Genomic DNA, 22,493 nt, shown 5'->3' with positions numbered 1-22,493 from the left:
ATGTATATATGTTACTGGTAATCACGACGTTCGCCGCGAAGTTGTTTGGTAATGCGAATGCATCCGGCTGATTTTTCTTTTTTGCTGCTGCTAATTTCATCCTGGAATCCACATCTGACTCCGACTTACAAATCCTCTATATTAATCCCTTCTATTTCGCATCTTACTTTATATAATTTCCTCATGAATTCACTTTCTAGATTGTTCATATTTATTAGCCTACGTTTCCCTACTCTCTTATCAATTATTGCTAGTCCTCGTATTAATTCATGTTTAGATAATAACAATTCTTCAATTGAACAACTCGAATATTCTTCCAGTAATTTATGAAATTCAAATCTTTCAATTAAAATATTATCATTCGTCTCCAGTTTATTCATCAACCACTTATCAGTATTAGCTTCATAAATCTCAATCTTATCCAGTAATACTGCAGCTCTTCCTCTTCCCGGGCTTCCACCTTGCTTATACCAAGTGCTAAATAAAGTAACTCTATCTTTTAATTCTTCACAGAAGTTACTTTCAATTCGTTTTTTTAATTTGCTCCATAGCATTTTCATCACACTCATTTACAGTGTTAATCACAACGCCGCACCAACTTGTGGTGCAGGTGTGTCAGCTTCAGACCCAAGGCCACATGGCCCGCAGTGTAAATACTGTGTTATGAGATTTTGGGCCTTATGCTTTTCTGTTTTTGATTATATCCTCAAGTATTTTCATTCGATTTTCTACAATCTTTAAATTCTCCTTTGTATTATTAATATCATCGTATTGAAGAATCTCTACGTATATATGCCATAATCCGATATGAACATCGTACCCATCATTATCCTTAATTAAAATCCCACTATCCGTTATATGTTTGATTGAGGTCTTAAATTGAATATTGGTTAGTTCTTGATATAGATCTGTAGTGATATAACTAATTACGTCTTCTTGTTGAGGCTTGATATTTTTCATCTTGTATCTCATTACAGTAAGGAGAATTAGCGAATTAATATAATAAACGTCCACGGATTACCCTCCAATATAGTAGTTTTTAGATTATCTGTATGGAATTATGGATGCTCCCGACTTCATTGAAATACTATTCAAACTTATTTAAGTAGTTCTTAATCGCTTCATATCTTTGGGATCCCAAAATTAATTCATTATAAAAAAACATGTACTGTAAAAAATATTCCTTATCAAAATTATCTTTATGGTATTCCATTAAGTGATCTACATAATTTGTATAAAAAAATAGTGTTTGATTTGATATTTTATTGGTGAGGTCTATTGTCTTGAAATAATTCAACAATTCATTTAATTTCAATTGAGTATATGACATGACCAATTCAATTTCATCATCACTTGGTGGTTCAGACTTGCCATCTGTCTTTTGTTTATTCCAATTCTCATCAAACCATTCATCATTGTAATTTAATATCTCATAAACAGGCTTTAATAAATAGAATTCAGTTCTTCGACGCCTCACTTTAAATATGTTTAACCACTTCTTTAGAATTTGCTGTCCCCCCAAACAAATAGAATTATTATAAGATCTTCGAGAGTTTCACCTATCATAACTGTGTTCACGAATCCAAGAAACTTTAGTGAGTTATCTGTTTTTCAGACCCAGGGCCGAACGACCCGCAGCGTGAATATATTGTTAGGCGAAGTTTCTGTTCCTACGTCAATTCATTTCACTTAGAACTTTAAATAGCACCGATTCTATTGATTCTTTATACATTGTTATTTCATACCCATCTGCAATACATTCAAATAATTCATCATGGAAAAGTAATAAATAATGAATCCGGTCTTTCCATCTTTCTGGTTTGTAGTAATCATGAATGCTATTTATCTTTTCTTCAGCTTTAATCCATTTTGAATTTATTACCTTATGTGCACTATAAAACTTTAGACCTTTTTTATATAAGGGGTGGCCATACATCACTTCATCATTTGCCCCTCCAAATTTATAAGCATAGCAGCCGTTAAACTTTACTACAGCAATTGGTAGAACTTCATTACTATCGGGATCAATCACTTTTACGTTTATTCCATCCCAGTCATCGCTTGCTTCTCCTATGTAATAAATTAAATAGGTTTGATACCCTGAAGAAATAACTTGAGGGATCGGTGCTCCTACATCCCATGAAGGTTCCCACTCTATTGGTAAAGCATACTCTTTTGTTTGGTTCCACTTTTTGAATAACATAAGGGTTCCTCCGATAACTGAATTGAAATCAAGCATATTTATTGAGGTAGTAATATGGTCTTGTAAATCTTTAATGTATAACGCTCCTTCGTTTCTTCAATATCTTGTTTTATGTCCTCTTGTAGTTTATATGTTATTCGACTCAGGCTCTCTGAGATGACTTCATTAATTGTTGTTACTTCTTGTATATCACATTTAAAAGGTAGTTCTTTATTAAAGTCTGAGATTAAATTGAATCTTAATTGGTTGGCCATCACATCAAACCATAAGTAAAATATCATACCCGAGCCTTTAACAATGTTTACCTGTTCTTGTCTGTACTCAATCACCTTACTAAAAAATTCCATATATAATCTTCGCTATTAACTTCTTCCGTTAATTCAGACGGCATTGAAATGCACCACATATTCTTAGCAATTTCTTGTTTTATGTCACTTGTAGTTTGTGCTTGGTATATAGGATCTGTGATTATGTCCTTTAATTCTTCAAAGTATTGTGATTTATTCATTAATTCTCCTTCTAAGATTTTCTAGCATTCTCGAGGTTTCACATTACGTTATTGTGTTCCCGACGCCTCACTACCTTTAGAACCGTTAGGTCCGACCACGATGCGGTTAGGTGATGCTGGTATGCCTGCTGAATCCACTTTTCCGAAACTCCTCTCGTAAACCAAGGGTCCGTCAGGACCTGCAGTGGGAACACGTTGTTATATGTAGTCCCAGCCTTCTTCGAAATCTACTAGTAAATATCTTGTCACTTATTCTCTCTTAGTTAAGTAATATTCATGTTGTCTTTCTAAGACCTTTATTATTTCAGGTATATCGTTTTGACTTATTGGGGTAAACTTATCAATTCTACACCACATCTAAAATATGTTCGTCCATCATTATATTTGTATACATATCCTTTCAGTTCATCAGTACATTTATATGGTGTTTTGTTCTGTTGTTAGCGAATACATAATTTACTGCTTGCGTTTTTGCCTTCTTGGGTTTGTATCCGAATAGCATTGCAGCATGAGCTAATTCAGAAAAAGTATTACGTTCTTGTTCTGTAATTGATTGATAGAATGTATCAAGTTCCATTCAATAGCTCTCCTCATTACTTCATCGAATTCACTTTATACTTTACAGTACTTTAAATCTTTGCTGGTATTCACGACGTCCCACCACCTTAAGCCCATTGGGCAGCTGCGATACGGTTAGTTGGTGCGGATGTATCCGGCTGACTCTGCTCCCTGCTGCTGAAATGCCTCTCTGATCCACTTCTAACTTCATGCCGGACCGAGGGCGATGCCCGATGCGTGAATATGGTGTTATCTGTTGTCGAGGACTTCATTAAAATACCTTCAAAATCGGTCATCGACTTTCCATTTTCCCTTTACTTTTAAGAAGGAATAGTAAGTTTGATCCTTTTGTCCATCTTCCCATTCTCTTGTAACAAAGATTATTACGTTATCTGAACTTTCCTTCTGAACTTCTTCAATTGTATATCCGGTCAATTTTAATGAATTTTTGTTGATTTCAAAATAAATTGATTTCATTTCTTTAATACTTTTTGTTTCCGAGGTGTCGCTAGAACACCACGAATATACTCGTTTAACGAACTCATCTGTGGCATATGGACTCCAATTGGTTATATCGTCAAAATTTTCAAAGTAGTTGTTGATAACAATATTTAGTTCTGGAATATCAGTGTCTTTTCCATTGACTACGTTATTTGTGGCACCTTTAGCCCCACAGGAGCAAAGTAATATAATTATGGTCATTGTAAACAAAATTTTAAGCTTCATAGGTAACTGATCTCCTTGTTATTGTGCTATACCCGACTGCAGATAATGTTGTTGTATTCACGAACCTTGACTGGCTTAAAGGCAAAAGGCCTGGGCGCGATGTGCTTAGTCGGTGCGGGGTTGTCCGCTGATCCACTTCTCCGATATTCCTCTTACGGACTAAAGAGCCGACCTGCTCCTAATGCGTGAATGCGTGTTATAAGATGTCGGCGATTTCCTCGAATCATACTCACCAAATCGCTATTCCAACCTTATCTTTTTCTTCAAGTATTACCTTTATCATTTCCAAGGCATTTCTAATTCTAAATTCAATAAAGTCCTTATCATAGATTGTATGTAGCTTTATAATATCTAAATTATCAAACAAAATAAGTAATTCGTTTCTAAGTTTTTCTATTTCTCCATCAAATACAAAAATATCCATACTTTTTAAAGAATATATCATCTCACATCCAAGTTCTCTAATTAAATCAATTCCCCATAAAGTTTTCCTGCATGACTCAAAACCAAATGAATTATTGTGTGGTGCTCGTATCTGCTCTTCCATAACATTAGTATCTATAAATATACTGTCCTTTGGAATTACACTAATTATCAAACTCATATTGATAAATTTCCTCTCATTAATTATCTCTTAATTCTTATAATCCCGAATCCTCATACACCGCCGATTTCCTATAACGTTATTGTCTTCACAAATCCAAGAGGCTTAAAGGAGCAAAGTTACTGGGTCGTAGACTTAGCCTCACAGGGTTGATTGCCTGAATCTGCTTCATGGCTTCTTCCCTTCTGGCAATCCAAGGAGCCACAGGCTCGGCAGCATGAATACATTGTTATGTGAAGTACCTGCACTCAGTCAATCCAAATATTCTTTAAATTTCTAATATATATACTAGAATCATCTTCATCTACATACATTAATCCTTCATCTTTTAGAATCTGATTCTGAATTAAATCATTGATTATTCTATCTGTTACTTCTTTATAGTGTTCTATGTCTTGTGGAGATTCATCTAGTTCTGAAAGAAACGTAATAGTATCGCCTATGTTATTTATTAAGTACCAGGTAGTAATCGCGGAAGCGACTGGATTCCCAACGATTTCCGTTAGTTTTGAAGCCGGTAGGTGAGAGTAATTAATAACTTCTTTCTTTGATAAGTTCATTAATTGGTATGTAGCACCCATACCTATCAGATCCTCCTTATATCGCAATTAGGGTATTTCACATAACGTTCCCGTATTTACGAACCCGTAGGGTTGTCTGCCTGATCCCGCTTCCCCGAATTATCTACTGGCTGAACCAGGGCCGAATGGCCCGCAGCGTGAATATATTGTTATACGCTGTTCCTGGCCTCTTGGATAAACCTCCGAATCCTTATTATTTGAGTTCTAAATTTATTGATTCTTTTAGTTTTTTAATCGTTTTTAATATTGCTTCTCTATTGTTTTTTTCCTTAATCCATTTAGGTAATCTACTAAAAAGCCCTTGATTATACCATCCTAATTTTTCATGTTTATTGCTTTCACGAAGTTTAGCTTTCACGTAGTCTTCAATAAATTCTAAATGTTTTAAATTGTAAGCCCATAGTATATTTCCTTTACAATTTGCTGTTAGCCATAGTTGATGATTATTCGAGTTCACTTCTATTCTGCCACAATGATTACAAACAAAAGTCTTCTTCTTAAAAAGATTAAATACTTTCTCTTCATTACTTGTTGTTACAGTTGCGCACTTATGACAAGAAGGGCACTTAACTAAAAAAGAATCAGCAAAATCATAAAGATGAAATCTTGGATCTTTAAATCGAAATACCATGTGAAATCACCCTCATCTATTATTAAAGATTTTTCTGTTTTCAGGAATTGCGTATAACGTTCTTGTATACACGACGCCGAGAGGCTTAAGGTCGCGTAGCGACCGGGTCCAAAGGACTTAGCCTCGTGGGTGTGTTCGCTTGATTCCGCTTCCCTGCCAATCACTTCGGGCGAACCAAGGAGCCGCCAGGCTCCGCAGCGTGAATACATTGTTAACTGATGTCTCCGACATCTCGAATTACTTTCACAACACGTTCTTATATGCCCTTATCCAAGCCTTTAAAATGCCCTTAACAAGCTCTTAAACAAGCCCTTATTTGGAATTGTATCCCATCCATTTTTTTATTTCACTACTTCTTTTAAAACAAAAATGCCTTGGTCCATTTCTTCGGCCAAGGGCAATTTTCGTTCTTCTTATTTCCAAATCACCCAGTCTCTAGATAACCCTATACATTCTATACGGAAATCTACTTAGCCCCTTCATTTATTCAAACTAACTTTGTCTTTAAAACAATGCTTTGGTTTCTTCATTATTGAATTACTTAATCATTTGAAAATGTTGTTGTTCATTAAATTATTCTTATCCCCGAAGATTTCAGTTAACGTTGTTGTATTCACGACGCCCCTCCAACTTAAGCCTGAAGGACGGCCGCGATGCGGTTAGGTGGAGGGATGTGTCTGGCTGAACCTGCTCCTTTGCTACTGAAAATTCATCCCCTAATCTACTTCTAACTTCTGCCGGACCGAAGGCCGAATGGCCCGAAGCGTGAATATGGTGTTAAGTGATGTCAGCGCCTTCCTGAGTTGCCTTCAATTCATTACTCATGATTTATTATCTTTCTCATTTCCATGTTTGAAATTTCCAGTAATTTTAGCCATTACTAATTGGGTATCCTTATGATCCTTTCCTTCTATTGCTTTTAAAAATTTATCACTCGCCTTACCAGAGAGTATAGTAACTTGCTTTCCCTTCCAGTAAATGAATACTTTATTGTCTTTAGTAGTTTTATAAGTGAACACTTCTTCACTAAGTCTATTTCGCTTGTCAATATTACTAATACGATCACTTCCTTTCTCAATAAGTAAAGAGTAAAAAGCGTATATGAGAACTAATTTGTTCTGAATCAATGCTTTTGTAATTGTTTACGCTGATTTCACTTAACGTTCTGGTATTCACGAACTCTCATTGGCTTATGGGGCGTAAGCCCCTGGTCCGACGGACTTAGCCAGTGCAGGGTTGTCTGCTGATTACACTTCCTCGAAAAGCCTCTTGCAGACCAAGGGCCGAAAGGCCTGCAGCGTGAATACGTTGTTATATGATGTCAGCGCCTTCTCGAATTTACCCACAATAAATCATTCTCTCAAATCAATTATCCAGTTATATTCTTTAGCTATTTCATTAGTAATTTGTAAGATTGTATTCTCTATTTCTTTATTCGTTCTTACTGGAAGATCGATTTCTATTAAATTAATCTCTTCAATTCCATCAAGTGTATCAAATGCATAGCTTCCATTTAAGTTAGCTATCAATCCAGTTATTCTAATCAGTTCTCCACATATTTCTTTTGAAAATCTTAATCTATCAACTTTAGTGAGACCAAGTGATTGACTTAAGAATTGTTCGATATCATTGGTTTTAATTGTTGTCCTGTATTGCTCGGAATAAATCATTATATAGTCATACAGATAAAACACCACCTATTCCAAGTAGATCTTCAATTTTTATTATCTCTTAAAGCGCTGATTTCAGATAATGTTTGTGAGTTCGCGACGTCCATCCCCCTTAGATAGCTTTTATCTTAGGAGGATGTGTCTTCTTGAATCCACTTCTCCGAATATCATCTGGCAGACCAAGGGGCGTTAGCACCGAAGGGGGAACATGGTGTTAGGCGATGTCATATAGTCATCATTTATTGCTTTCAAATTCTATCAATTTATATTGATCCTTAAAATTTCCCCCATGATTTAATTCATTTATTAATTTTAAGAGTCCAGATTTCCCTACGATTGTAAACCACCTCGTAACTTCATGACATGATAAATAGTAATTATTACTTGCCTCTATTGTTCCGTAATTAAATACTTTATGTGAGTCCAAAAGATCGAAATCGATAGGGGACTTTCCATCATTTGTTATTTGATTCCATATTGCTTCGTTATTTGAAAATCTACCGTCAATCATTGCCGCCAAACCTTCATCAAACCAGACTGGGACTTTATTTTTATTGTGTAATCTATCCCTCAGTTCTGCATGAGTAAATTCATGAGAAATCACATTCTCATTGAACCCTCTAGGGCCAATTACAATATAATTTTTCCAAGGATAATAATAAGTTTGCCCTGTTGAATTCTCCGCATATCTTCTGATAAATTTTTGCAATTCGACATAGATTAGATATGGATAAGAATCTCTGTCACCAAATACATCTGAAATTCTAGCCACCGAAGCCTGCACATAATTTAATAATTCTTCTTTTATTGTATCTTGCAAGTCTGGTTCCATATAAACATCCGGTGTAACTTGGTTCAATCTTGAATAATCAACTAGAACTGCACTTACTGGTTTAGAGTATATATTAAGTGAAATAACAATTATGGAGATTAAAAATATTATAAATAGAATAGTAACTTTTTTTCTTTTTTTTAGTGGTTTCATATTCATCTCCTATGTTTGTATGATTTCGTATAACGTTCTTGTATTCGCGACGTCCATTCCCCTTAGATAGCTCTTATCTTAGGGGAATGGATGTATCTGCCTAATTCTTCTTCTTCGAATATGGTGTTAGGTGATGTATGACTCTTCAATGAGTTACCTTCATAATCTTCTTCGGTATATTATTATTCTCATCTGGATACCCCAAAGAGGCATTTATAAGTCTACATCCTTCATTTATGTAATCCACTCTTCTATGAATATGACCAAAACACCAGATTTTTCTATTTAGATTATTTAATAACTCTCTACCGTTAAAATCTATTTAGCCCCCTAGAAGATTTGGACAGTACACCCCTTATTCAAATACAATAGTAGTAGACGGAGGGGAACGTTATGAAGCGTGTACAATATGATCTGAATTTCAAGCGGGAAATCGTTCGAAAAGGGAAAGAGATTGGGAACTTTACAGCGGTTGCTAGACAGCATGAACTAGATCCCAAAATGGTATTACGATGGGCAAGAGATTTGAATCGTAAAGATGTGGATCAGCTAGACGGCGCGAGCAAAAGACAAGCCCAGTTTATCCCCACGGCTGAAGAGTTTAAACAGCTTGAGCATGAGAATGAAAAACTGAAGAAGCTACTCGCGGAACAAGCCCTCGAAAGGGAAATTCTCAAAGACCTACTAAAAAAAACGAACCCAAACTTACGGATAAAATAGAAATTGCTCGTAAATATATCGATAAAGGGCATTCAATTAGCCTGGTGCTCCGTGTACTCGAAGTCGAACGCTCAACGTACTATGCCCATGTCAAAGAAACGGCACAGAATCCGATTCAAAGGGTAGGGCGTCCTGCACCCGGATACTCGTATACCACCACTGGAACTCGCGTGAGCGACGAAGAAATCTGTGAATGGCTTATGGAGTTCTTGGCGGGTGAGGGAGCCTCGTTTGGGTACCGCAAGCTGACCGTTCTTCTAAAAAGACGCCACCAACTTGTGATTAACAAGAAGAAAATCTACAGGCTGTGTACGCAGTTGAATGTCTTGCGTCCGCAGCGTGAGTTGAAACTGAAACATCCCCGAAGACTCGCAAACAACCGTGTGATTACGGGCTCTAATCAGTTGTGGGAGACGGATATAAAGTATGGCTGGATGGCGGGTGAGCGTCGGTTTTTCTTCATAATGTGCATCTTAGACGTATTCGATCGTGCCATTATTTCGTATCACCTCGGCTTAACTTGTGAAGCGAGGCATCTGGTTCAGATTACACAGGAAGCCCTGATGAAGCGTCAGCTATTTGATAAGCCCAAGGAAGAGAAGCCGTTCATCCGCTCTGATAATGGTCCACAGTTCATCAGTCACCGGTTTGAAGAAGCTTGTGAAACGTTTGGAATCACTCATGAACGAATTCCTCCACGAACGCCAAATAAGAATGCGCACATCGAATCTTTCCATTCTATTTTGGAGGCGGAATGTTATCAAAGGCATGAATTCGAGTCGTATCCTGAGACCTACGAGATCGTTACGCAGTTTATTCAGGACTATAATCAGCAAAGGATTCATGGGAGTATTTACGACCTATCTCCCTACGAATATATCGATGCCCTACAGAAAAACTTGGTAAAACCTAAAGAAATCAAGGTCTAAAATGCAGAAATCGAAGGAAAGAAGAGCAAATTCGAGTTATTTTATGAAAGCATCTGGTTAAGGGGTGCAGTGTCCAGCATAAGGGTGTTCAACCGAAATAATAAAAGCTGTTGCTAATATCATTTATCTTATCTAATGGAACGTTAGACCAATCGGGTGAAATATGAGTAACCACCACATCTGAAATATCAAGTATCTTCTTGAGTTTTGTTAACTCTTGCACATACATTGCTTCAACCAATCGCGCCAATCCCTCTATTAAAACAGAATCATTTGATATCGACTTCCAACTATCATAGATTTTATTAACATCTATGTTTAGTTGATGAATTCCATATTGAAAGTCATACCACATTCCAGCACCACCAAAAGTAATTCCGCCAATTTCAATTGTATCCCCATCTAAAAATAATACTCCAGGTATTTGTTCTGCCATTATTTTCATTTCTTGAAATCTAAGTATTGAGTTACGTTTGTATTTGTTTTTTATTGATTTAGTAACTAAATAGTAGTCGTGATTCCCTGCTACCAGCAGAATATACTTATAATATTCCTTGAGTTTTTCGAGAAAAATGAAATTTTGTTTGTTATAGTGACCTAGGTCACCAGCTATCACCAAAACTTCTGAAGACTCTTCAGGAAGAATTATATGCACGAACTTATCTAATCTTTGATTTTGTTTTATATGATTACTTGAATATTCCACCCAAAAATCTAAATGAATATCAGATATGAGATCAAAATGTATTATTGTCTTCACCTCGTTCTAGTCATATTTCACCTAACGTTATTGTATTCACGAACCCGTAGGGTTATCTGCCTGTTTTCACTACCCCGAATTATCTTCTGGCAGACCCAGGGCCGAATGGCCCGCAGCTTGAATACTGTGTTAGGTGATGTTACCGACTACTTGAAACACCTACAAATTTAGTGAGTCTAGAACTCTAAGCGCTCTTCTTCTTACGTATTCAACATAGTCCTTCGAGAATTTTATTATAAGATCGCTAGCTTTCGGCTCTTGTTGAGTGATACTTCCAAGATGATGAGCGAATTGCCATCTTGTATCACTATCATTATAGTTAAGTGCTTCTTCGGCCAGTGGATAAAATATAGAAGGTTTTCTAGTTAGTTGTTCGATAATTTCTTCACATTCATTATCTCTACCGATTATATAGAGGAGATTATTTAATGTCTTTCGATTCCATTCTTCATATTCCGTATTCTCAATTAACTTACTCAACTTTCGCAGCTCAAATCTCTAAACAAACCCTTGATATAGCTGGGTAAACTAGAGATCCATTCCTCTAGTTGACAAAAAACGGACGTTTTGTTCTTCTTAGTATTGGCTTGGGACATTTCAAGAAATAAATTCATGAGTTGCTGGAGGGCGGTCTGATAATCCAGATCGCGGACTTCATCCGCGAAGAGAAAAAAGAGACCTCCAAGTGTTCGGTCATCACTCGATTGACGCCGTTCGTACTCCATCGCTAAATAACGGCTGAATACAATCGTTGTATGGCTAATCAGTTGATCGAAGGAACGACCTTGAAACTCGGTTCCCAGTTTCAAATAACTTTTGGTGACTTTGAAAAAGGTCTCTATACTCCAGCGCATGCCGTAGATTCGTACGATTTCAGCTGCATCTAGCGTCACATCTGTACTTAAAATCGCGAGCCATTCTCGTTTTTTATTTCGGTTGCGCACAAAAACAAGTTTCACGGGTAGACCGCAGGTCGTCTGTACGATGACAGAGCCTTTAATGTCTTTGGCATTCGATTTGGGAAGGCTTTGAAAGACTTCACGCAGCGTCATTCGTGTTCCTTGAACCAGATAGTGTTGTTTCATTTCCTTGACCATGCCAATCACACCAAGGCCTTTGCCGGTGAGCTGACGAAGGAGTGGAACTTGGGTAAACCAGCTATCCATAAGCACATAGTCGGCAGTGAATCCCGCTTTCAAAGCCCGTTCCAGCAAGGCGACAACGGCATCCGGCTTCCGAGAAAAAGCCTCCATTCGACGTTTGTACCCGGCGCTGCGTTTCGAGAGATTCGAAGCCATTTCGCAAATACGATTGGCCAGCTTGGCCGAAGAAAGCATGACAAAGTCAAGCGGAGCGAAGCTAAACCCGTCCGACCAGCCTAACGTTAACAGGGTGTAGCCTTTAATGAATTTGCCCGTGGAATGGTCAAATACTCGTGCCAGTAACTCTGCTTTTTTACTACGGTTTCGGCTCAACACGGAATCGTCAACGATGAATACTCGTACACGCGAAGATGAAATAAGCGATTCGAAATAGAGCACAATGCGAAGACTTAAGGTCTGCAAGAAGCGCCGCCAAGCAAAAGAAGCTTGATTTAAAAACCGATAGATAACATCTTTGCCTGGAAGATCTGCTCCACGGTCACTCTCTAGGAGTCGAAACCAGTTCTTACCTTCGAAGACTAAAGAGAAAACGATTTGAAAAACCGCGAGACTCGAAAGACCAAAGGATTTGGAAATACCTGCGTGTCGTAAGGTTTTCCCGATATGGAGAGTGACAAAAAGTTTGGAAAAGCGAGACTGTTCAGACAGGGAATGTTGTTGTAACATAGGGTTACGCACCTTTCTTGTTGGCATGGTTGATTCGACACTTCCATGATACCAAACAAGTAAGGTGTTTTTTGTCAATAGCAACAAAAGTATTGAATTCTTCTTACGCCCTCAAGGGTTTAAGACAATATTCCAGGTGCGAAAGTTGAGTAACTTAGAAATCAATGTATAAATTAAGGTCCAATGTTCATAGGTGGTTTCCCATTCCTTAACTTGCTTCTCGTTTTTAGACCACTTCCAAAATTCGTCTACTTGCTCATCAATCTTTGTATATATGTCTTTCGATTTATCATAGATTACGAAATATAAATCATCCATTTACTCACCTTCTTTATTAATTTGTTTCTCACGGTAATTTCACCTAACGTTCTTGTATTCACGAACCTTCACTGGCTTAAGGGGCGCCAGCCCCGGGTCCGACGGACTTAGCCAGTGCAGGGTTGTGTGCTGACATAGCTTCTTTGCTCTTACTCCTGCAGACCAAGGAGCGTTAGTTCCGCGCGTGAATACATTGTTAGGCGATGCCACGATGAATTACCCTAACATGTATTATAAGTTTACTATCATCGTTATAGAAGTTCCTTCCATTCCTACTTCTTTAAATCCAAAACGTTTATATAGTTTGATTGCAGGATTGTTAGGATCTACACTTAATGATAATGTATTAATCGCTTCCATTTTCGCTTGTTCCAATAGGGTTTTTAATAATTCTGTTCCAATACCTCTCCCCCTATATTCAGTTCGTATAGCCATCCCTAATTCTGGTGTTTCATCATTTACATATCCATAGCCTTTATTATCTTTATTAAAATATCGTATTGTAATTGAACCTAATGACTGTCCCAAGTCGTTCACTGCAATATAACCCATATCTCCATCACGTCCCCAGTCCTTAACATATTTAGAGATGGAAGGATTATTAATAATATCTCTACTCGCTGGTTCTTGACCTTCAGGGGTATAAATTGATTCAAACAACATCTCCCATAAAAACGTTATGTCTTGTTCAGTTATTGATCGAATAATATATGTAGTCATTATAAGTTCCTCAATTCATTAGGTTAATATTTTTTATCCTCTAGTGGTTTTGCCTAACGTTGTTGTATCCTCTAACGTTCCCGTATTCACGACGTCCCTCACCTTAAGCACGAAGGGCGCCGCGATGCGGTTAGATTGAGGGATGTATCCGGCTGAATATGCTTCCTCGCTACTGCGTATTACATCCCCAATTCCGCATCTAACTCCTGCCGGACCGAGGGCCGAATGGCCCGATGCGTGAATATGTTGTTATGTGAAGTTCTCCGCTTCATCGAATTACAATCATATTGTCTATTATTTCAGTCCTTATATTCAAAATTATCTGGTATCATTCTATTATTTATCCATTCTTGAAACGTACTGAAAAACTTATATCTTGGATAATTTTTGCTACTTTCTTTAGTCCATGTCAAATGCACTTCAACATATTTATTTGGTTCCTCAATTAATTGAAACAAGAAATCATCTTGATCCATTCTTCTTGCAATTGTCTTTAATCTTATTCCTGATAATTCATGATCATCGACAACTTCATTTTCTAGTTCATTAACAAAGAATAAATTATTGTCTTCTTCCCATGGTTCAAGAAAATTAAGATTAACATGAAAGTCTGTCATTAGAATCACCTCGAGTAATTAAGCTTTGTATTTTAATGTATTTCATGGAGAATTTTACATAACGTTGTTGTATTCACGAACCCTCACTGGCTTAAGGGGCATAACCCCCGGGTCCGATGTACTTAGCCAGTGCAGGGTTGTCTCCTGCGTTCGCTTCCTCGAAAATCCTCCGCAGACTAAGGGCCATATGGCCCGCAGCGTGAATACTGTATTAGGTGATGTCCCCGCCTTCTTCGAAATGCTTTGCAAATTGTTATTGAATCCCTGCGCTCCCGAATGTATCATTTATTACTCTTTCATAGTCTACCCATTTAAAATAAAAAGGTCCTATATTGATAGGTTTATTATCGGGTTCTAATTTAAAATCTTGCCATATAATTACGTCTTCTTTTCTCTCGATAAAAACTGAAATAAAACCACACTCTTCATCTCCGCACCAAGGACAGACTAAAATTGGATATCTGTAGTACAAATATGGATGTGTTTGTCTGAGTAAAAAGTAATCAATCATTTGCCTTTGATACTTATTACTGCCCCAACCAAGAGATGGAACCATATCATACTTCTTAAGTATTTGATAAAGCGAATTTCCATCAATTATTAGATCAGCAAATTTAGTGTTTTTATTTCCATCTTGTTCAGGATCAAAATCATTATATCGACTTGAAGACTTAGTTTGTAAGTGATTGATGGTTTTCATTTTTCCTCCTAAATTTCTTGCAGGGATTTCACCTAACGTTGGTGTATTCGCGACGTCCATTCCCCTTAGATAGCTCTTATCTTAGGGGAATGGATGTATCTACCTGAATCCTCTTCCTCGAATATCCTTCTGGCAGATCAAGAGCCGAATGGCCCGCAGCGCGAATATGTTGTTATGCGAAGTGCAAATCCTCTAGAAATAGCGTTCAAATCGCTTTACACTTCTGATCTTAATTTATATAACGCACTTACTAGGGGATGTGCGGGATCTTCAATTTGAATGTTTTTGAATCTTCGTTTCCCAAGCCTTCGATCGATTATTGAGAAAGCTTTATAGATTGGATTATTTGAATTAATACACTCTTCAAATGGTGTGTTCAAATAGTTGAATAAATTATCTGTTATATGACTTGTTTCATGTATTCCCAAATTCATTATCTCTTCAACATTTTTGTTCTCAATTTTCGCTTTATAAAAATCTCCTTGAAAGCCGTGTTGGATCTCAAATGTACTCAATAATTCAGGTAGCAGTGGCGTTACATACCAATGATAATATCCGCCTCCGAATATCTTCTCACCATCAACTGTAACCCAAACTTCCCCATAATTATCATGAGCATCGTGATAACAAGTTAGATGAAAGTCAATTCTATCTCTTAGTTCTGGTATAATGAAACTCTTTAAATTCACTCTTAGCTTTGACCACTTCATCTATGAATTATCCTTTCAAAAAATCGTGTTTATTTGCATTTCGTATAACGTTCCCGTATTTACGAACCCGAGAGGCTTAAGGTCGCGTAGCGACCGGGTCCGACAGGACTTAGCCTCGCAGGTGTGTCCGCCTGAATCAACTTCTCCGAAATCCATCTGGCGGACCGAGGGGCCGCTGGCCCCGAAGCGTGAATACATTGTTATGTGTAGTCGGGGACATCCTTGAATTACCTTCAAATTCTCTGTTCTTCCAACGTGTTTTCGCTCTTCTAGTCGCTCTTCGGTCTTCAAACGCTCTTAGGCCTTCAATCGCTCTTAGGTCTTCAACAGGATTGTAGTTTCCGCCTTACTCAAGTCAATGTCACTTTTAAAAAATATATTACTCCTACTATAAAATGGTAGCGGCTTAAATCTGATCTATTCGCTTGCCCCGATTACAGATAACGTTCCTGTATTCACGAACCCGAGAGCCTTAAGTGAGCCTAGCGAACGGGTCGTAGACTTAGGCTCGCAGAGGTTGATTGCCTGGCTTCGCTTCCTTGCTTCCTACCTTCTGGCAATCCAAGGAGCTTTCAGGCTCCGCAGCGTGAATACATTGTTATACGTAGTTACGGTCTCCTTGAAATACTTACAGTACTAAGCAGTTCCCATCTTCTATTCGAATAAGTTTATACGATTTCTCTTCATCATACTTCTTTAAAATACTTTCTTGTCCTCTATATCGATTGCTATGTGGAAGAACACTTCCACTCACTATACCTATTCCTGTTAAGTCTTCTAGTTGAATTTCATTCCAATCCGGATGAAGTACATTAGCATGCTCCAGGGACTGCCCAAGTACTGCTGCTCCCGCGCTTTGACCCACTATTAAATGTCCTTGATCTCTTAACTTATATATAATCTGGTCAGCCTTTGAACTCCTTAAGTGATACATTAAATAAAAGGGGTTGCCTCCATTCAAATAGATCAATTTATACTCAGTTAGACGCTCGGCATCCTCAAATTCTACGTCCAAAAAATCGACCTGGACTCCCAAACTCTCCAGTAGAATCTTCGTTCTTACAGCATGATAATTTTTTCCTTAATAATCTTTGTCAGCAGTTGTAATAATACAAGCCTTCTTCTCAATCTTTAGCGTTTGAATAATGTCATTAATAAGAGCTACCCCGTCTGCATGGTACAAGCCATTAGAATTTAAGAGAATTGGCATAATTGATTCCCCCCTCAATACATAAGATTTCCGTAATTACGTATAACGTTGTTGTATTCACGAACCCTCACTGGCAAAAGGCAGCACCAGCTGCCGGGTCCGACGGACTTAACCAGTGCAGGGTTGTCTGCTGATTCCTCTTCTTCGAAAATCCTCTGCAGACCGAGGGCCGTTAGGACCGCAGCGTGAATACTGTGTTATAAGATGTCCCCGATTTCGAAGGATTTCCTATATATCTCCTGATTGTTTATCCGATTCCTTGACTTATTAATATTTTGGGTATTCTATATATGTAGTAATTTTTCTGTGAGGAAAAATAATTAAAAATGGCCAAGCCCTCTGGTGCTCCTTTACATATACATTCGTGCTTTGTATAATACGCTTTATAAATTTTTATATTTAGAAATAATCATATAATTCTTATTAAAATCTATAATGGGAAGTTTCAATGGATATTCATCCAGATAATATTGTTTTTGACTTTCAGAAGTAATCTCTATCCAAGTATACTCAGGTGTAAATTTATCGTTTCTTTGAGTTGTTCCTTCATAGCTTAGGTTCAAATTTGCTAAAAAAATATATCTTAGCGTAACGATAACTACGATGCTTATCAAGGCAATTATTGTTCTTAAAATAAGCTTGTTTCGCTTAGTCATTTCATACCTCTTTGATTTTGTCATTGGAAATTCATTGTTCGATTAATTGTTTCGGGGATTTCTTATAACGTTTTGGTATTCACGACGTCCTACCACCTTAAAGGAGCGAATCGACTGGCCTCGATACGGTTAGGTAGTGGGATGTGCCTGGCTGATTCCGCTTCCCTGCTGCTGCTAATTGCCTCCTGAATCCGCTACTAACTTCTGCTGGACCGAGAGCCGAATGGCTCAAGGCGTGAAAATGGTGTTATGTGAACTGCGGACTACATAAAATAACCATTCAAATATTTCATTTTAACTTCTCTCTTATTCTTGCCAATGCTCTTTTAGCAGCTAATTTCCCATTATGCATCCCGTTTGTGGATACCTCGATCAACTTTTCTCTAGCAGGAATGTATCTGTGAAACCCTAAGATCTCACATGCTCTTTCTTGAACATACATATCTTCATCATCTAATATTTAACTAATGTATCCAGATGTGTCCTTGGTGTTAATGCCATGATGGAAAAAACAAATTGACATCGGATTTCAGTATTTAGCAAATTGGCCCTAATAAAATTATTTAACTCATTAATACAATTCAAGTCTTCAATAATGTTATTATTGTTAGTCTCAATTTCGGTAGGGTAGTCTTTCTTTAATTCATCCCAATCAAAATTGGGATGTTGTTCAATTTGTGTAGTAAATGATTTTATGCTTCTAAAACCTGGAGATAGATTGGTTTCTTCGTGATTCAAATAACTTATCCTGTATTTACAAACACCTTGAATATTAATACCAATGTAATTTGAGTTATTATCAGTCCATAATGGAATAATGCCATGATAAACTTCTATATTAGACATAAATTGAACTGTTTCAGTTATCTCTACTGATTCCATGAGTCTTAATAAAAATGGTTGTTCTTTTTGCTTAATATAATGAGATTCTAATTCTTCAAATAGTGCATCAGGTAAAATGATGTTGAGTCTGCTAAACAAGTCAATAAACATTTTTCCTCCTTTGAACTATCATTATTTATTTGTCCTTCCGCATTTCACATAACGTTATGGTATTCACGACGTCCCACCGACTTAAGGCGATGAAGTCGCCGGCCGCGATGCGGTTAGTCGGTGCGGATGTGTCCGGTTGAATATGCTTCTTTGCTCCAGAAATGCCCCTTCGAATCACTTCTAACTTCTGCCGGACCGAGGGCCGCATGGCCCGAAGCGTGAAAATGATGTTATGTGACGTTGCTCCTTCTTTGAAATACCACAATGATCTAGTTAATTTCATTTATATATCCCTGAATTGATTGAATGAATCCATACTTTGCTGTAATAATCCCCTTAAAGGACCCATCAAGTTTAATATTAATTATCTCTTCTTTATCTTTATAAATTTCAATATTATTTATCAGTTTATTGATATTTGAACTTCTATTTAATTGAATATCGATATTTATCACTTCAGAAAAATCCAATTGAATTTGAACTGTATTGTATCCCTGACTCGTCCATTTTTGAGGTGGATTTTCTGCATATTCAGGTAAATCGAATCTTATTGAAACACTATCACCATATTCAATTTTTAATTCTATAATGCTGACACTATTTAATTGTGGAACAGTATCAAATAAAGACTCAAGAAATATTTGTTGATGTTCATCAAGCTCATCAGCCCACATGGTAGTTTGGCTCCTTGGAAAATGTATTTGAGCAATGTCACCTAACGTTTCCGTGTTCACGACGTCCATTCACCTTAAGGACCTTTAGGTCCGGCCGCAATGCGGTTAGGTTAATGAATGTATCCCTGCAATCACTTCTTCGACTTTACTTCCGAGACTGAGGCGGCTTGTCCGCCGATACGTGAACACATTGTTATGTGATGTTATCGCCACCTATGAATACACTAATACATCTCGTCGATTCTTATATATCCATTTACTTGGTCTCGATTTCTTTGAAATATTCCAGATTTGTTATAGTAATTCCCTTCTGCTGTTATTATCTTATCCTGTTCTGTTCTCAATACTATTCCGATATGATCATTCGGCCCGTTACCTACAATGTTGTCAAATATTATAAGATCCCCTTCAATAGGGACGAATGACTGATCACTTATATGATGATAAAAGCCATTTAATTGTCCCCATTCTAACCAAGCTTCCACCCATGCGAAATTTCGTGTGACTGGTTCAGGATATCGAACAGGTAATTTCACACCTGCTTCAGAACAACAATGGTACACGAATGCAGCACACCAATCGAATCCTATATTAGGGTTCTCTCTGGGAAAGTAACAAAGAATTGGTTCCAAATCTGGGCCATACTTATCTTCATTGCCTATCAATGGTTTTGAAGCTAGTCTTTCAGCAATTTCAACTAGAAGCTTTCTTCTCTTCACCGATTCTCCCTCCATTTTTTTTCATTTGCGATAATTTTACATAACGTTATGATATTCGCGACGTCTATTCCCCTTAGATAGCTCTTATCTTAGGGGAACAGTGTATCTATCCGATTGATCTTCCTCGTTAATACTTCTGACAGATCAAGGCCGAATGGCCCTTAGCACGAATATGGTGTTATGTGAAGTGACTTACTTCTTCGATTCAACCGTCAATCCCAGTAATTGAATATAACTTCTCCGATTGTTCCCGGATTCCAATATCTTATATTCTTTATCTCATAGTCTCTTAACCTTTTTATTTCACTCATGTTTATTAGCTTATTTAATAATTCTTTTCTCAGTATTTTGTATGGACTTAACAAGTTAGTATCAAATAAGTCAATTGGATCAATGAACTCAATACCAGAATAATCAACATTTGTGGCGAATGCTAATAACGGATAGGTTGAATTTAACAATAAGTAATATTGGTTTTGATTTATCTTAATTAGGTATGTAAAAAAACTCTTGTTGTTGACCAATAATTCTTTACTTATTACTTTTCCTCTTTTCAACCTTAATGCATGATAAAGATACATCTCGAATTCTTTATAATCTTGCTCATCAAATTTATCAGGATATCTTGTGAATCCAGTTATTCCTGGCTTCAGAATCTCATCATTTTGCATCCCTGTGTCATCCTTATTTGAATATAGTACTCGGTCATTTCACCTAACATTTCTGCATTCACGACGTCCCAGTGCCTTAAGGCTCCGCCAGGAGCCGGTTGCCGGTTGCCGCTTGCGGCAGTTAGGCGGTGGGATGTGTGCGTTGAATGCGCTGTTAGCTGATGCTTCTGCCTTCAACAAATTACCCTTCAACATCTTTAATTGCTTTATAAAATTCTTCCATATTAGTTTTATCCGGCAAACCAGATACTTGTCCATCGCCAACTTCTATAACACACCAGCTACCTTGTTCAGTCTTAGCTATATCCATTGTAAAAAAAGCACTGTTGATTCTTTCTGCCAGATCAATAAATATATCAAGATTTGGTTGATCTTCTCTATCATAAATAGCTTCGTCCCAGTACTCAAAATTGATCAGAAGCTTATTATTCAAGAAGAACAATCTATATTCTTCAGCTAATGGCATACCGCTAATTGGATGGTTAGTTATCTTCTTAAGTGGAATAAATTCTCGAAATACTAACCCGCCACATAAATCTTCCCCTTGCCTGCTAATGAAATTTTGAATGACTCTTTCAGCATGAGTTTTGTTTGAAGAATCTGGGATATAACATGCTTCTTCCCACTCGTGCTTACGAGATTTCACATAGTCTTTAATGATGATAGCTTTACTGCCAAATTCATTTAATATATTATAGATTGTGCCCTCACAAACATCATTAATTTCTAAGCATAAACTCCTAGGAGTATGTTCGCTAATGATCTCATATGAATTGGGGAAGTAATGACAAGATTCATAATCCTCTGGGGAATTAATTAACTTTACATTCTTTTCAAGTAACCCATTATATAACATTCTGTAAAATGAGGGCTTCATCATCCATCCTCGATAAATTGCAGTTTCTAAAGTACTTTTTATTTCTACTCGTTTTGTGGCTTTGTCAACACTACCAGAAAGTAATTCTTCTAAAGATATAAGTGCAACAGAAAAGCCTATTTTCTTTGCAGTAAGATACTCTTTTTCATAATCAACATCTACACGCTTTTCATTTAATGGGTCATTACAAAAAAGAATAATCATTATACTCACTCCTTTTTTAATCTTGCAGAAGTTTCAGCTAACGTTTGGGTATTCACGACGTTCAAGCGGCTTAAGGCCGTTAATCCCGGTGGCTCTGCCACATAGCCGGTTGAATGTATCCGCCTGACTCCGCTTCCTCGAAATTCCTCGGGTGGACCAAGGTCGGCATCAGCTGGTCGCAACGTGAATTCGTTGTTAGGTGATGCGTGTTCCTTCTCTGAAATGACATTCAAAAATCCGCTCTTGCATTCCATTCTTTATTAGTTTCTGTACTATATATACCCTTCTTTTAGTAGTTGCCTCAAATCCCTGAGAAACCGAGAATAAATTTAGTGCATTTTCTGGTTTTTGTTTGTACTTGTAACCCTGATTTCAGATCAAGTATAAAAACTTTGTAACCTAACCATACCCTCAAATAAATTGATTGTAATTTAATGGGTTTGTCGATCCCTTTGACTTCAATTTCTGTTCCATCGGGATATTCAATTTCGGTACGGATAAACCACTTATTCCCATATCCTACCTCGACATATTTCTTCAAATTTATTCTCTCCTTGAATCCAACCCTCAGTTTATTCACATCTTTTATGTTTTAAATTATTTGTCTGTTCTTATGGGTTCATAAATCATGCAAGAGTTTCACCTAACGTATGCGCATTCCTGACGTTCAAGCTGCTTAAGTGACCGAAGAGAACGGTTCGTTAGACTTAGCTGATTGAA

At 37.2% G+C, this 22,493-nt stretch carries 32 protein-coding genes; 2 read left to right on the top strand and 30 right to left on the bottom strand.

What is annotated here, in order from left to right; translation table 11 throughout:
* Positions 1-125 precede the first annotated feature (125 nt).
* The 13 genes from H1230_RS06995 to H1230_RS06935 form a co-directional block, all read right to left on the bottom strand.
* Positions 126-554 (bottom strand): SF0329 family protein, encoded by a 429-nt coding sequence (locus H1230_RS06995; RefSeq protein WP_239714808.1) that lies wholly within the window; start codon positions 552-554, stop codon positions 126-128.
* 124 nt (positions 555-678) lie between these two features.
* Positions 679-960, bottom strand: coding sequence for a hypothetical protein (locus tag H1230_RS06990; RefSeq protein WP_239714807.1), 282 nt, complete (start codon positions 958-960; stop codon positions 679-681).
* A gap of 715 nt (positions 961-1,675) precedes the next feature.
* Complete coding sequence (locus H1230_RS06985; RefSeq protein WP_239714806.1) at positions 1,676-2,203, bottom strand: hypothetical protein; 528 nt, start codon at positions 2,201-2,203, stop codon at positions 1,676-1,678.
* 325 nt (positions 2,204-2,528) lie between these two features.
* Complete coding sequence (locus H1230_RS06980) at positions 2,529-2,711, bottom strand: hypothetical protein (protein WP_239714805.1); 183 nt, start codon at positions 2,709-2,711, stop codon at positions 2,529-2,531.
* Positions 2,712-3,111: 400 nt separating this feature from the next.
* Positions 3,112-3,288 (bottom strand): hypothetical protein, encoded by a 177-nt coding sequence (locus tag H1230_RS06975; RefSeq protein ID WP_239714804.1) that lies wholly within the window; start codon positions 3,286-3,288, stop codon positions 3,112-3,114.
* Positions 3,289-3,376: 88 nt separating this feature from the next.
* Entirely contained in the window at positions 3,377-3,541 is a 165-nt protein-coding gene (locus H1230_RS06970; RefSeq protein WP_239714803.1) for a hypothetical protein, read from the bottom strand.
* A gap of 10 nt (positions 3,542-3,551) precedes the next feature.
* Positions 3,552-3,995, bottom strand: coding sequence for a hypothetical protein (locus tag H1230_RS06965; protein WP_239714802.1), 444 nt, complete (start codon positions 3,993-3,995; stop codon positions 3,552-3,554).
* 229 nt (positions 3,996-4,224) lie between these two features.
* On the bottom strand, positions 4,225-4,599 hold the full coding sequence (locus H1230_RS06960; protein ID WP_239714801.1) for a hypothetical protein: 375 nt from the start codon (positions 4,597-4,599) through the stop codon (positions 4,225-4,227).
* Positions 4,600-4,847: 248 nt separating this feature from the next.
* Positions 4,848-5,180 carry a hypothetical protein gene (locus H1230_RS06955; RefSeq protein WP_239714800.1) on the bottom strand — a complete coding sequence of 111 codons (333 nt, stop codon included), beginning with the start codon at positions 5,178-5,180 and terminating at the stop codon, positions 4,848-4,850.
* Between the two features lie 193 nt (positions 5,181-5,373).
* Positions 5,374-5,811, bottom strand: a complete 438-nt coding sequence (locus H1230_RS06950; protein WP_239714799.1) for a hypothetical protein — start codon at positions 5,809-5,811, stop codon at positions 5,374-5,376.
* Positions 5,812-6,632: 821 nt separating this feature from the next.
* Positions 6,633-6,869: a hypothetical protein gene (locus H1230_RS06945; RefSeq protein WP_239717160.1), complete on the bottom strand. Its 237-nt coding sequence runs from the start codon at positions 6,867-6,869 to the stop codon at positions 6,633-6,635.
* A gap of 294 nt (positions 6,870-7,163) precedes the next feature.
* Entirely contained in the window at positions 7,164-7,481 is a 318-nt protein-coding gene (locus H1230_RS06940; protein ID WP_239714798.1) for a hypothetical protein, read from the bottom strand.
* Positions 7,482-7,716: 235 nt separating this feature from the next.
* A complete protein-coding gene (locus tag H1230_RS06935; protein WP_239714797.1) occupies positions 7,717-8,466 on the bottom strand; it encodes a hypothetical protein in 750 nt (249 codons plus the stop codon).
* 393 nt (positions 8,467-8,859) lie between these two features.
* Here H1230_RS06935 and H1230_RS31375 point away from each other — a divergent pair, with 393 nt between their 5' ends.
* Together H1230_RS31375 and H1230_RS06925 are read left to right on the top strand one after the other, a co-directional pair.
* On the top strand, positions 8,860-9,186 hold the full coding sequence (locus tag H1230_RS31375) for a transposase (protein ID WP_275591146.1): 327 nt from the start codon (positions 8,860-8,862) through the stop codon (positions 9,184-9,186).
* Positions 9,187-9,230: 44 nt separating this feature from the next.
* Entirely contained in the window at positions 9,231-10,115 is an 885-nt protein-coding gene (locus tag H1230_RS06925) for an IS3 family transposase (RefSeq protein WP_239714765.1), read from the top strand.
* Between the two features lie 88 nt (positions 10,116-10,203).
* Here H1230_RS06925 and H1230_RS06920 read toward each other — a convergent pair whose 3' ends face one another.
* The 17 genes from H1230_RS06920 to H1230_RS06845 all read right to left on the bottom strand — a co-directional run bounded on the left by H1230_RS06920 (position 10,204) and on the right by H1230_RS06845 (position 22,314).
* Entirely contained in the window at positions 10,204-10,875 is a 672-nt protein-coding gene (locus H1230_RS06920) for a metallophosphoesterase family protein (RefSeq protein ID WP_239714796.1), read from the bottom strand.
* Positions 10,876-11,034: 159 nt separating this feature from the next.
* Positions 11,035-11,355 (bottom strand): HEAT repeat domain-containing protein, encoded by a 321-nt coding sequence (locus H1230_RS06915; RefSeq protein ID WP_239714795.1) that lies wholly within the window; start codon positions 11,353-11,355, stop codon positions 11,035-11,037.
* Entirely contained in the window at positions 11,352-12,704 is a 1,353-nt protein-coding gene (locus H1230_RS06910) for an IS4 family transposase (RefSeq protein WP_239714794.1), read from the bottom strand. The genes H1230_RS06915 and H1230_RS06910 overlap by 4 nt, the downstream gene beginning before the upstream one ends.
* Positions 12,705-13,253: 549 nt before the next feature.
* The gene (locus H1230_RS06905; protein ID WP_239714793.1) at positions 13,254-13,742 is read right to left on the bottom strand and encodes a GNAT family N-acetyltransferase; all 489 of its coding nucleotides are present in this window, start codon (positions 13,740-13,742) and stop codon (positions 13,254-13,256) included.
* 299 nt (positions 13,743-14,041) lie between these two features.
* A complete protein-coding gene (locus H1230_RS06900) occupies positions 14,042-14,359 on the bottom strand; it encodes a hypothetical protein (protein WP_239714792.1) in 318 nt (105 codons plus the stop codon).
* A 253-nt stretch (positions 14,360-14,612) separates the two neighbouring features.
* The gene (locus tag H1230_RS06895; RefSeq protein ID WP_239714791.1) at positions 14,613-15,059 is read right to left on the bottom strand and encodes an oxidoreductase; all 447 of its coding nucleotides are present in this window, start codon (positions 15,057-15,059) and stop codon (positions 14,613-14,615) included.
* A gap of 215 nt (positions 15,060-15,274) precedes the next feature.
* Entirely contained in the window at positions 15,275-15,769 is a 495-nt protein-coding gene (locus tag H1230_RS06890) for an SF0329 family protein (RefSeq protein ID WP_239714790.1), read from the bottom strand.
* A gap of 628 nt (positions 15,770-16,397) precedes the next feature.
* Entirely contained in the window at positions 16,398-16,814 is a 417-nt protein-coding gene (locus tag H1230_RS06885; protein WP_275591244.1) for a Type 1 glutamine amidotransferase-like domain-containing protein, read from the bottom strand.
* Positions 16,815-16,850: 36 nt separating this feature from the next.
* Positions 16,851-16,979 (bottom strand): hypothetical protein, encoded by a 129-nt coding sequence (locus H1230_RS31370; RefSeq protein WP_275591145.1) that lies wholly within the window; start codon positions 16,977-16,979, stop codon positions 16,851-16,853.
* A 383-nt stretch (positions 16,980-17,362) separates the two neighbouring features.
* The gene (locus H1230_RS06880; protein WP_239714788.1) at positions 17,363-17,635 is read right to left on the bottom strand and encodes a hypothetical protein; all 273 of its coding nucleotides are present in this window, start codon (positions 17,633-17,635) and stop codon (positions 17,363-17,365) included.
* A 453-nt stretch (positions 17,636-18,088) separates the two neighbouring features.
* Complete coding sequence (locus H1230_RS06875; RefSeq protein WP_239714787.1) at positions 18,089-18,628, bottom strand: HEAT repeat domain-containing protein; 540 nt, start codon at positions 18,626-18,628, stop codon at positions 18,089-18,091.
* A gap of 25 nt (positions 18,629-18,653) precedes the next feature.
* Positions 18,654-18,911: a hypothetical protein gene (locus tag H1230_RS06870; protein ID WP_239714786.1), complete on the bottom strand. Its 258-nt coding sequence runs from the start codon at positions 18,909-18,911 to the stop codon at positions 18,654-18,656.
* Positions 18,898-19,362 carry an Imm50 family immunity protein gene (locus H1230_RS06865; protein WP_239714785.1) on the bottom strand — a complete coding sequence of 155 codons (465 nt, stop codon included), beginning with the start codon at positions 19,360-19,362 and terminating at the stop codon, positions 18,898-18,900. The genes H1230_RS06870 and H1230_RS06865 overlap by 14 nt, the downstream gene beginning before the upstream one ends.
* A gap of 164 nt (positions 19,363-19,526) precedes the next feature.
* A complete protein-coding gene (locus H1230_RS06860; RefSeq protein WP_239714784.1) occupies positions 19,527-20,021 on the bottom strand; it encodes a CHAP domain-containing protein in 495 nt (164 codons plus the stop codon).
* 212 nt (positions 20,022-20,233) lie between these two features.
* A complete protein-coding gene (locus H1230_RS06855; RefSeq protein WP_239714783.1) occupies positions 20,234-20,692 on the bottom strand; it encodes a hypothetical protein in 459 nt (152 codons plus the stop codon).
* 181 nt (positions 20,693-20,873) lie between these two features.
* The gene (locus H1230_RS06850) at positions 20,874-21,773 is read right to left on the bottom strand and encodes an ATP-grasp domain-containing protein (protein WP_239714782.1); all 900 of its coding nucleotides are present in this window, start codon (positions 21,771-21,773) and stop codon (positions 20,874-20,876) included.
* A gap of 301 nt (positions 21,774-22,074) precedes the next feature.
* Positions 22,075-22,314: a DUF3977 family protein gene (locus H1230_RS06845; protein ID WP_239714781.1), complete on the bottom strand. Its 240-nt coding sequence runs from the start codon at positions 22,312-22,314 to the stop codon at positions 22,075-22,077.
* Positions 22,315-22,493: the final 179 nt, after the last annotated feature.

Source organism: Paenibacillus sp. 19GGS1-52 (assembly GCF_022369515.1).
Lineage (GTDB): Bacteria > Bacillota > Bacilli > Paenibacillales > Paenibacillaceae > Paenibacillus_AQ.
The sequence above is the reverse complement of the archived record's forward strand: the minus strand, read 5'-3'. Positions and strand labels throughout refer to the sequence as shown.

Coding starts and splice junctions, on each gene's coding strand:
- H1230_RS06995 (WP_239714808.1), bottom strand. CDS start 554: ATGCTATGGAGCAAATTAAAAAAACGAATTGAAAGTAACTTCTGTGAA.
- H1230_RS06990 (WP_239714807.1), bottom strand. CDS start 960: ATGAAAAATATCAAGCCTCAACAAGAAGACGTAATTAGTTATATCACT.
- H1230_RS06985 (WP_239714806.1), bottom strand. CDS start 2,203: ATGTTATTCAAAAAGTGGAACCAAACAAAAGAGTATGCTTTACCAATA.
- H1230_RS06980 (WP_239714805.1), bottom strand. CDS start 2,711: ATGAATAAATCACAATACTTTGAAGAATTAAAGGACATAATCACAGAT.
- H1230_RS06975 (WP_239714804.1), bottom strand. CDS start 3,288: ATGGAACTTGATACATTCTATCAATCAATTACAGAACAAGAACGTAAT.
- H1230_RS06970 (WP_239714803.1), bottom strand. CDS start 3,541: ATGAAGTCCTCGACAACAGATAACACCATATTCACGCATCGGGCATCG.
- H1230_RS06965 (WP_239714802.1), bottom strand. CDS start 3,995: ATGAAGCTTAAAATTTTGTTTACAATGACCATAATTATATTACTTTGC.
- H1230_RS06960 (WP_239714801.1), bottom strand. CDS start 4,599: ATGAGTTTGATAATTAGTGTAATTCCAAAGGACAGTATATTTATAGAT.
- H1230_RS06955 (WP_239714800.1), bottom strand. CDS start 5,180: ATGGGTGCTACATACCAATTAATGAACTTATCAAAGAAAGAAGTTATT.
- H1230_RS06950 (WP_239714799.1), bottom strand. CDS start 5,811: ATGGTATTTCGATTTAAAGATCCAAGATTTCATCTTTATGATTTTGCT.
- H1230_RS06940 (WP_239714798.1), bottom strand. CDS start 7,481: ATGATTTATTCCGAGCAATACAGGACAACAATTAAAACCAATGATATC.
- H1230_RS06935 (WP_239714797.1), bottom strand. CDS start 8,466: ATGAAACCACTAAAAAAAAGAAAAAAAGTTACTATTCTATTTATAATA.
- H1230_RS31375 (WP_275591146.1), top strand. CDS start 8,860: ATGAAGCGTGTACAATATGATCTGAATTTCAAGCGGGAAATCGTTCGA.
- H1230_RS06910 (WP_239714794.1), bottom strand. CDS start 12,704: ATGTTACAACAACATTCCCTGTCTGAACAGTCTCGCTTTTCCAAACTT.
- H1230_RS06905 (WP_239714793.1), bottom strand. CDS start 13,742: ATGACTACATATATTATTCGATCAATAACTGAACAAGACATAACGTTT.
- H1230_RS06900 (WP_239714792.1), bottom strand. CDS start 14,359: ATGACAGACTTTCATGTTAATCTTAATTTTCTTGAACCATGGGAAGAA.
- H1230_RS06895 (WP_239714791.1), bottom strand. CDS start 15,059: ATGAAAACCATCAATCACTTACAAACTAAGTCTTCAAGTCGATATAAT.
- H1230_RS06890 (WP_239714790.1), bottom strand. CDS start 15,769: ATGAAGTGGTCAAAGCTAAGAGTGAATTTAAAGAGTTTCATTATACCA.
- H1230_RS31370 (WP_275591145.1), bottom strand. CDS start 16,979: ATGCCAATTCTCTTAAATTCTAATGGCTTGTACCATGCAGACGGGGTA.
- H1230_RS06880 (WP_239714788.1), bottom strand. CDS start 17,635: ATGACTAAGCGAAACAAGCTTATTTTAAGAACAATAATTGCCTTGATA.
- H1230_RS06875 (WP_239714787.1), bottom strand. CDS start 18,628: ATGTTTATTGACTTGTTTAGCAGACTCAACATCATTTTACCTGATGCA.
- H1230_RS06870 (WP_239714786.1), bottom strand. CDS start 18,911: ATGAAATTAACTAGATCATTGTGGTATTTCAAAGAAGGAGCAACGTCA.
- H1230_RS06855 (WP_239714783.1), bottom strand. CDS start 20,692: ATGCAAAATGATGAGATTCTGAAGCCAGGAATAACTGGATTCACAAGA.
- H1230_RS06850 (WP_239714782.1), bottom strand. CDS start 21,773: ATGATTATTCTTTTTTGTAATGACCCATTAAATGAAAAGCGTGTAGAT.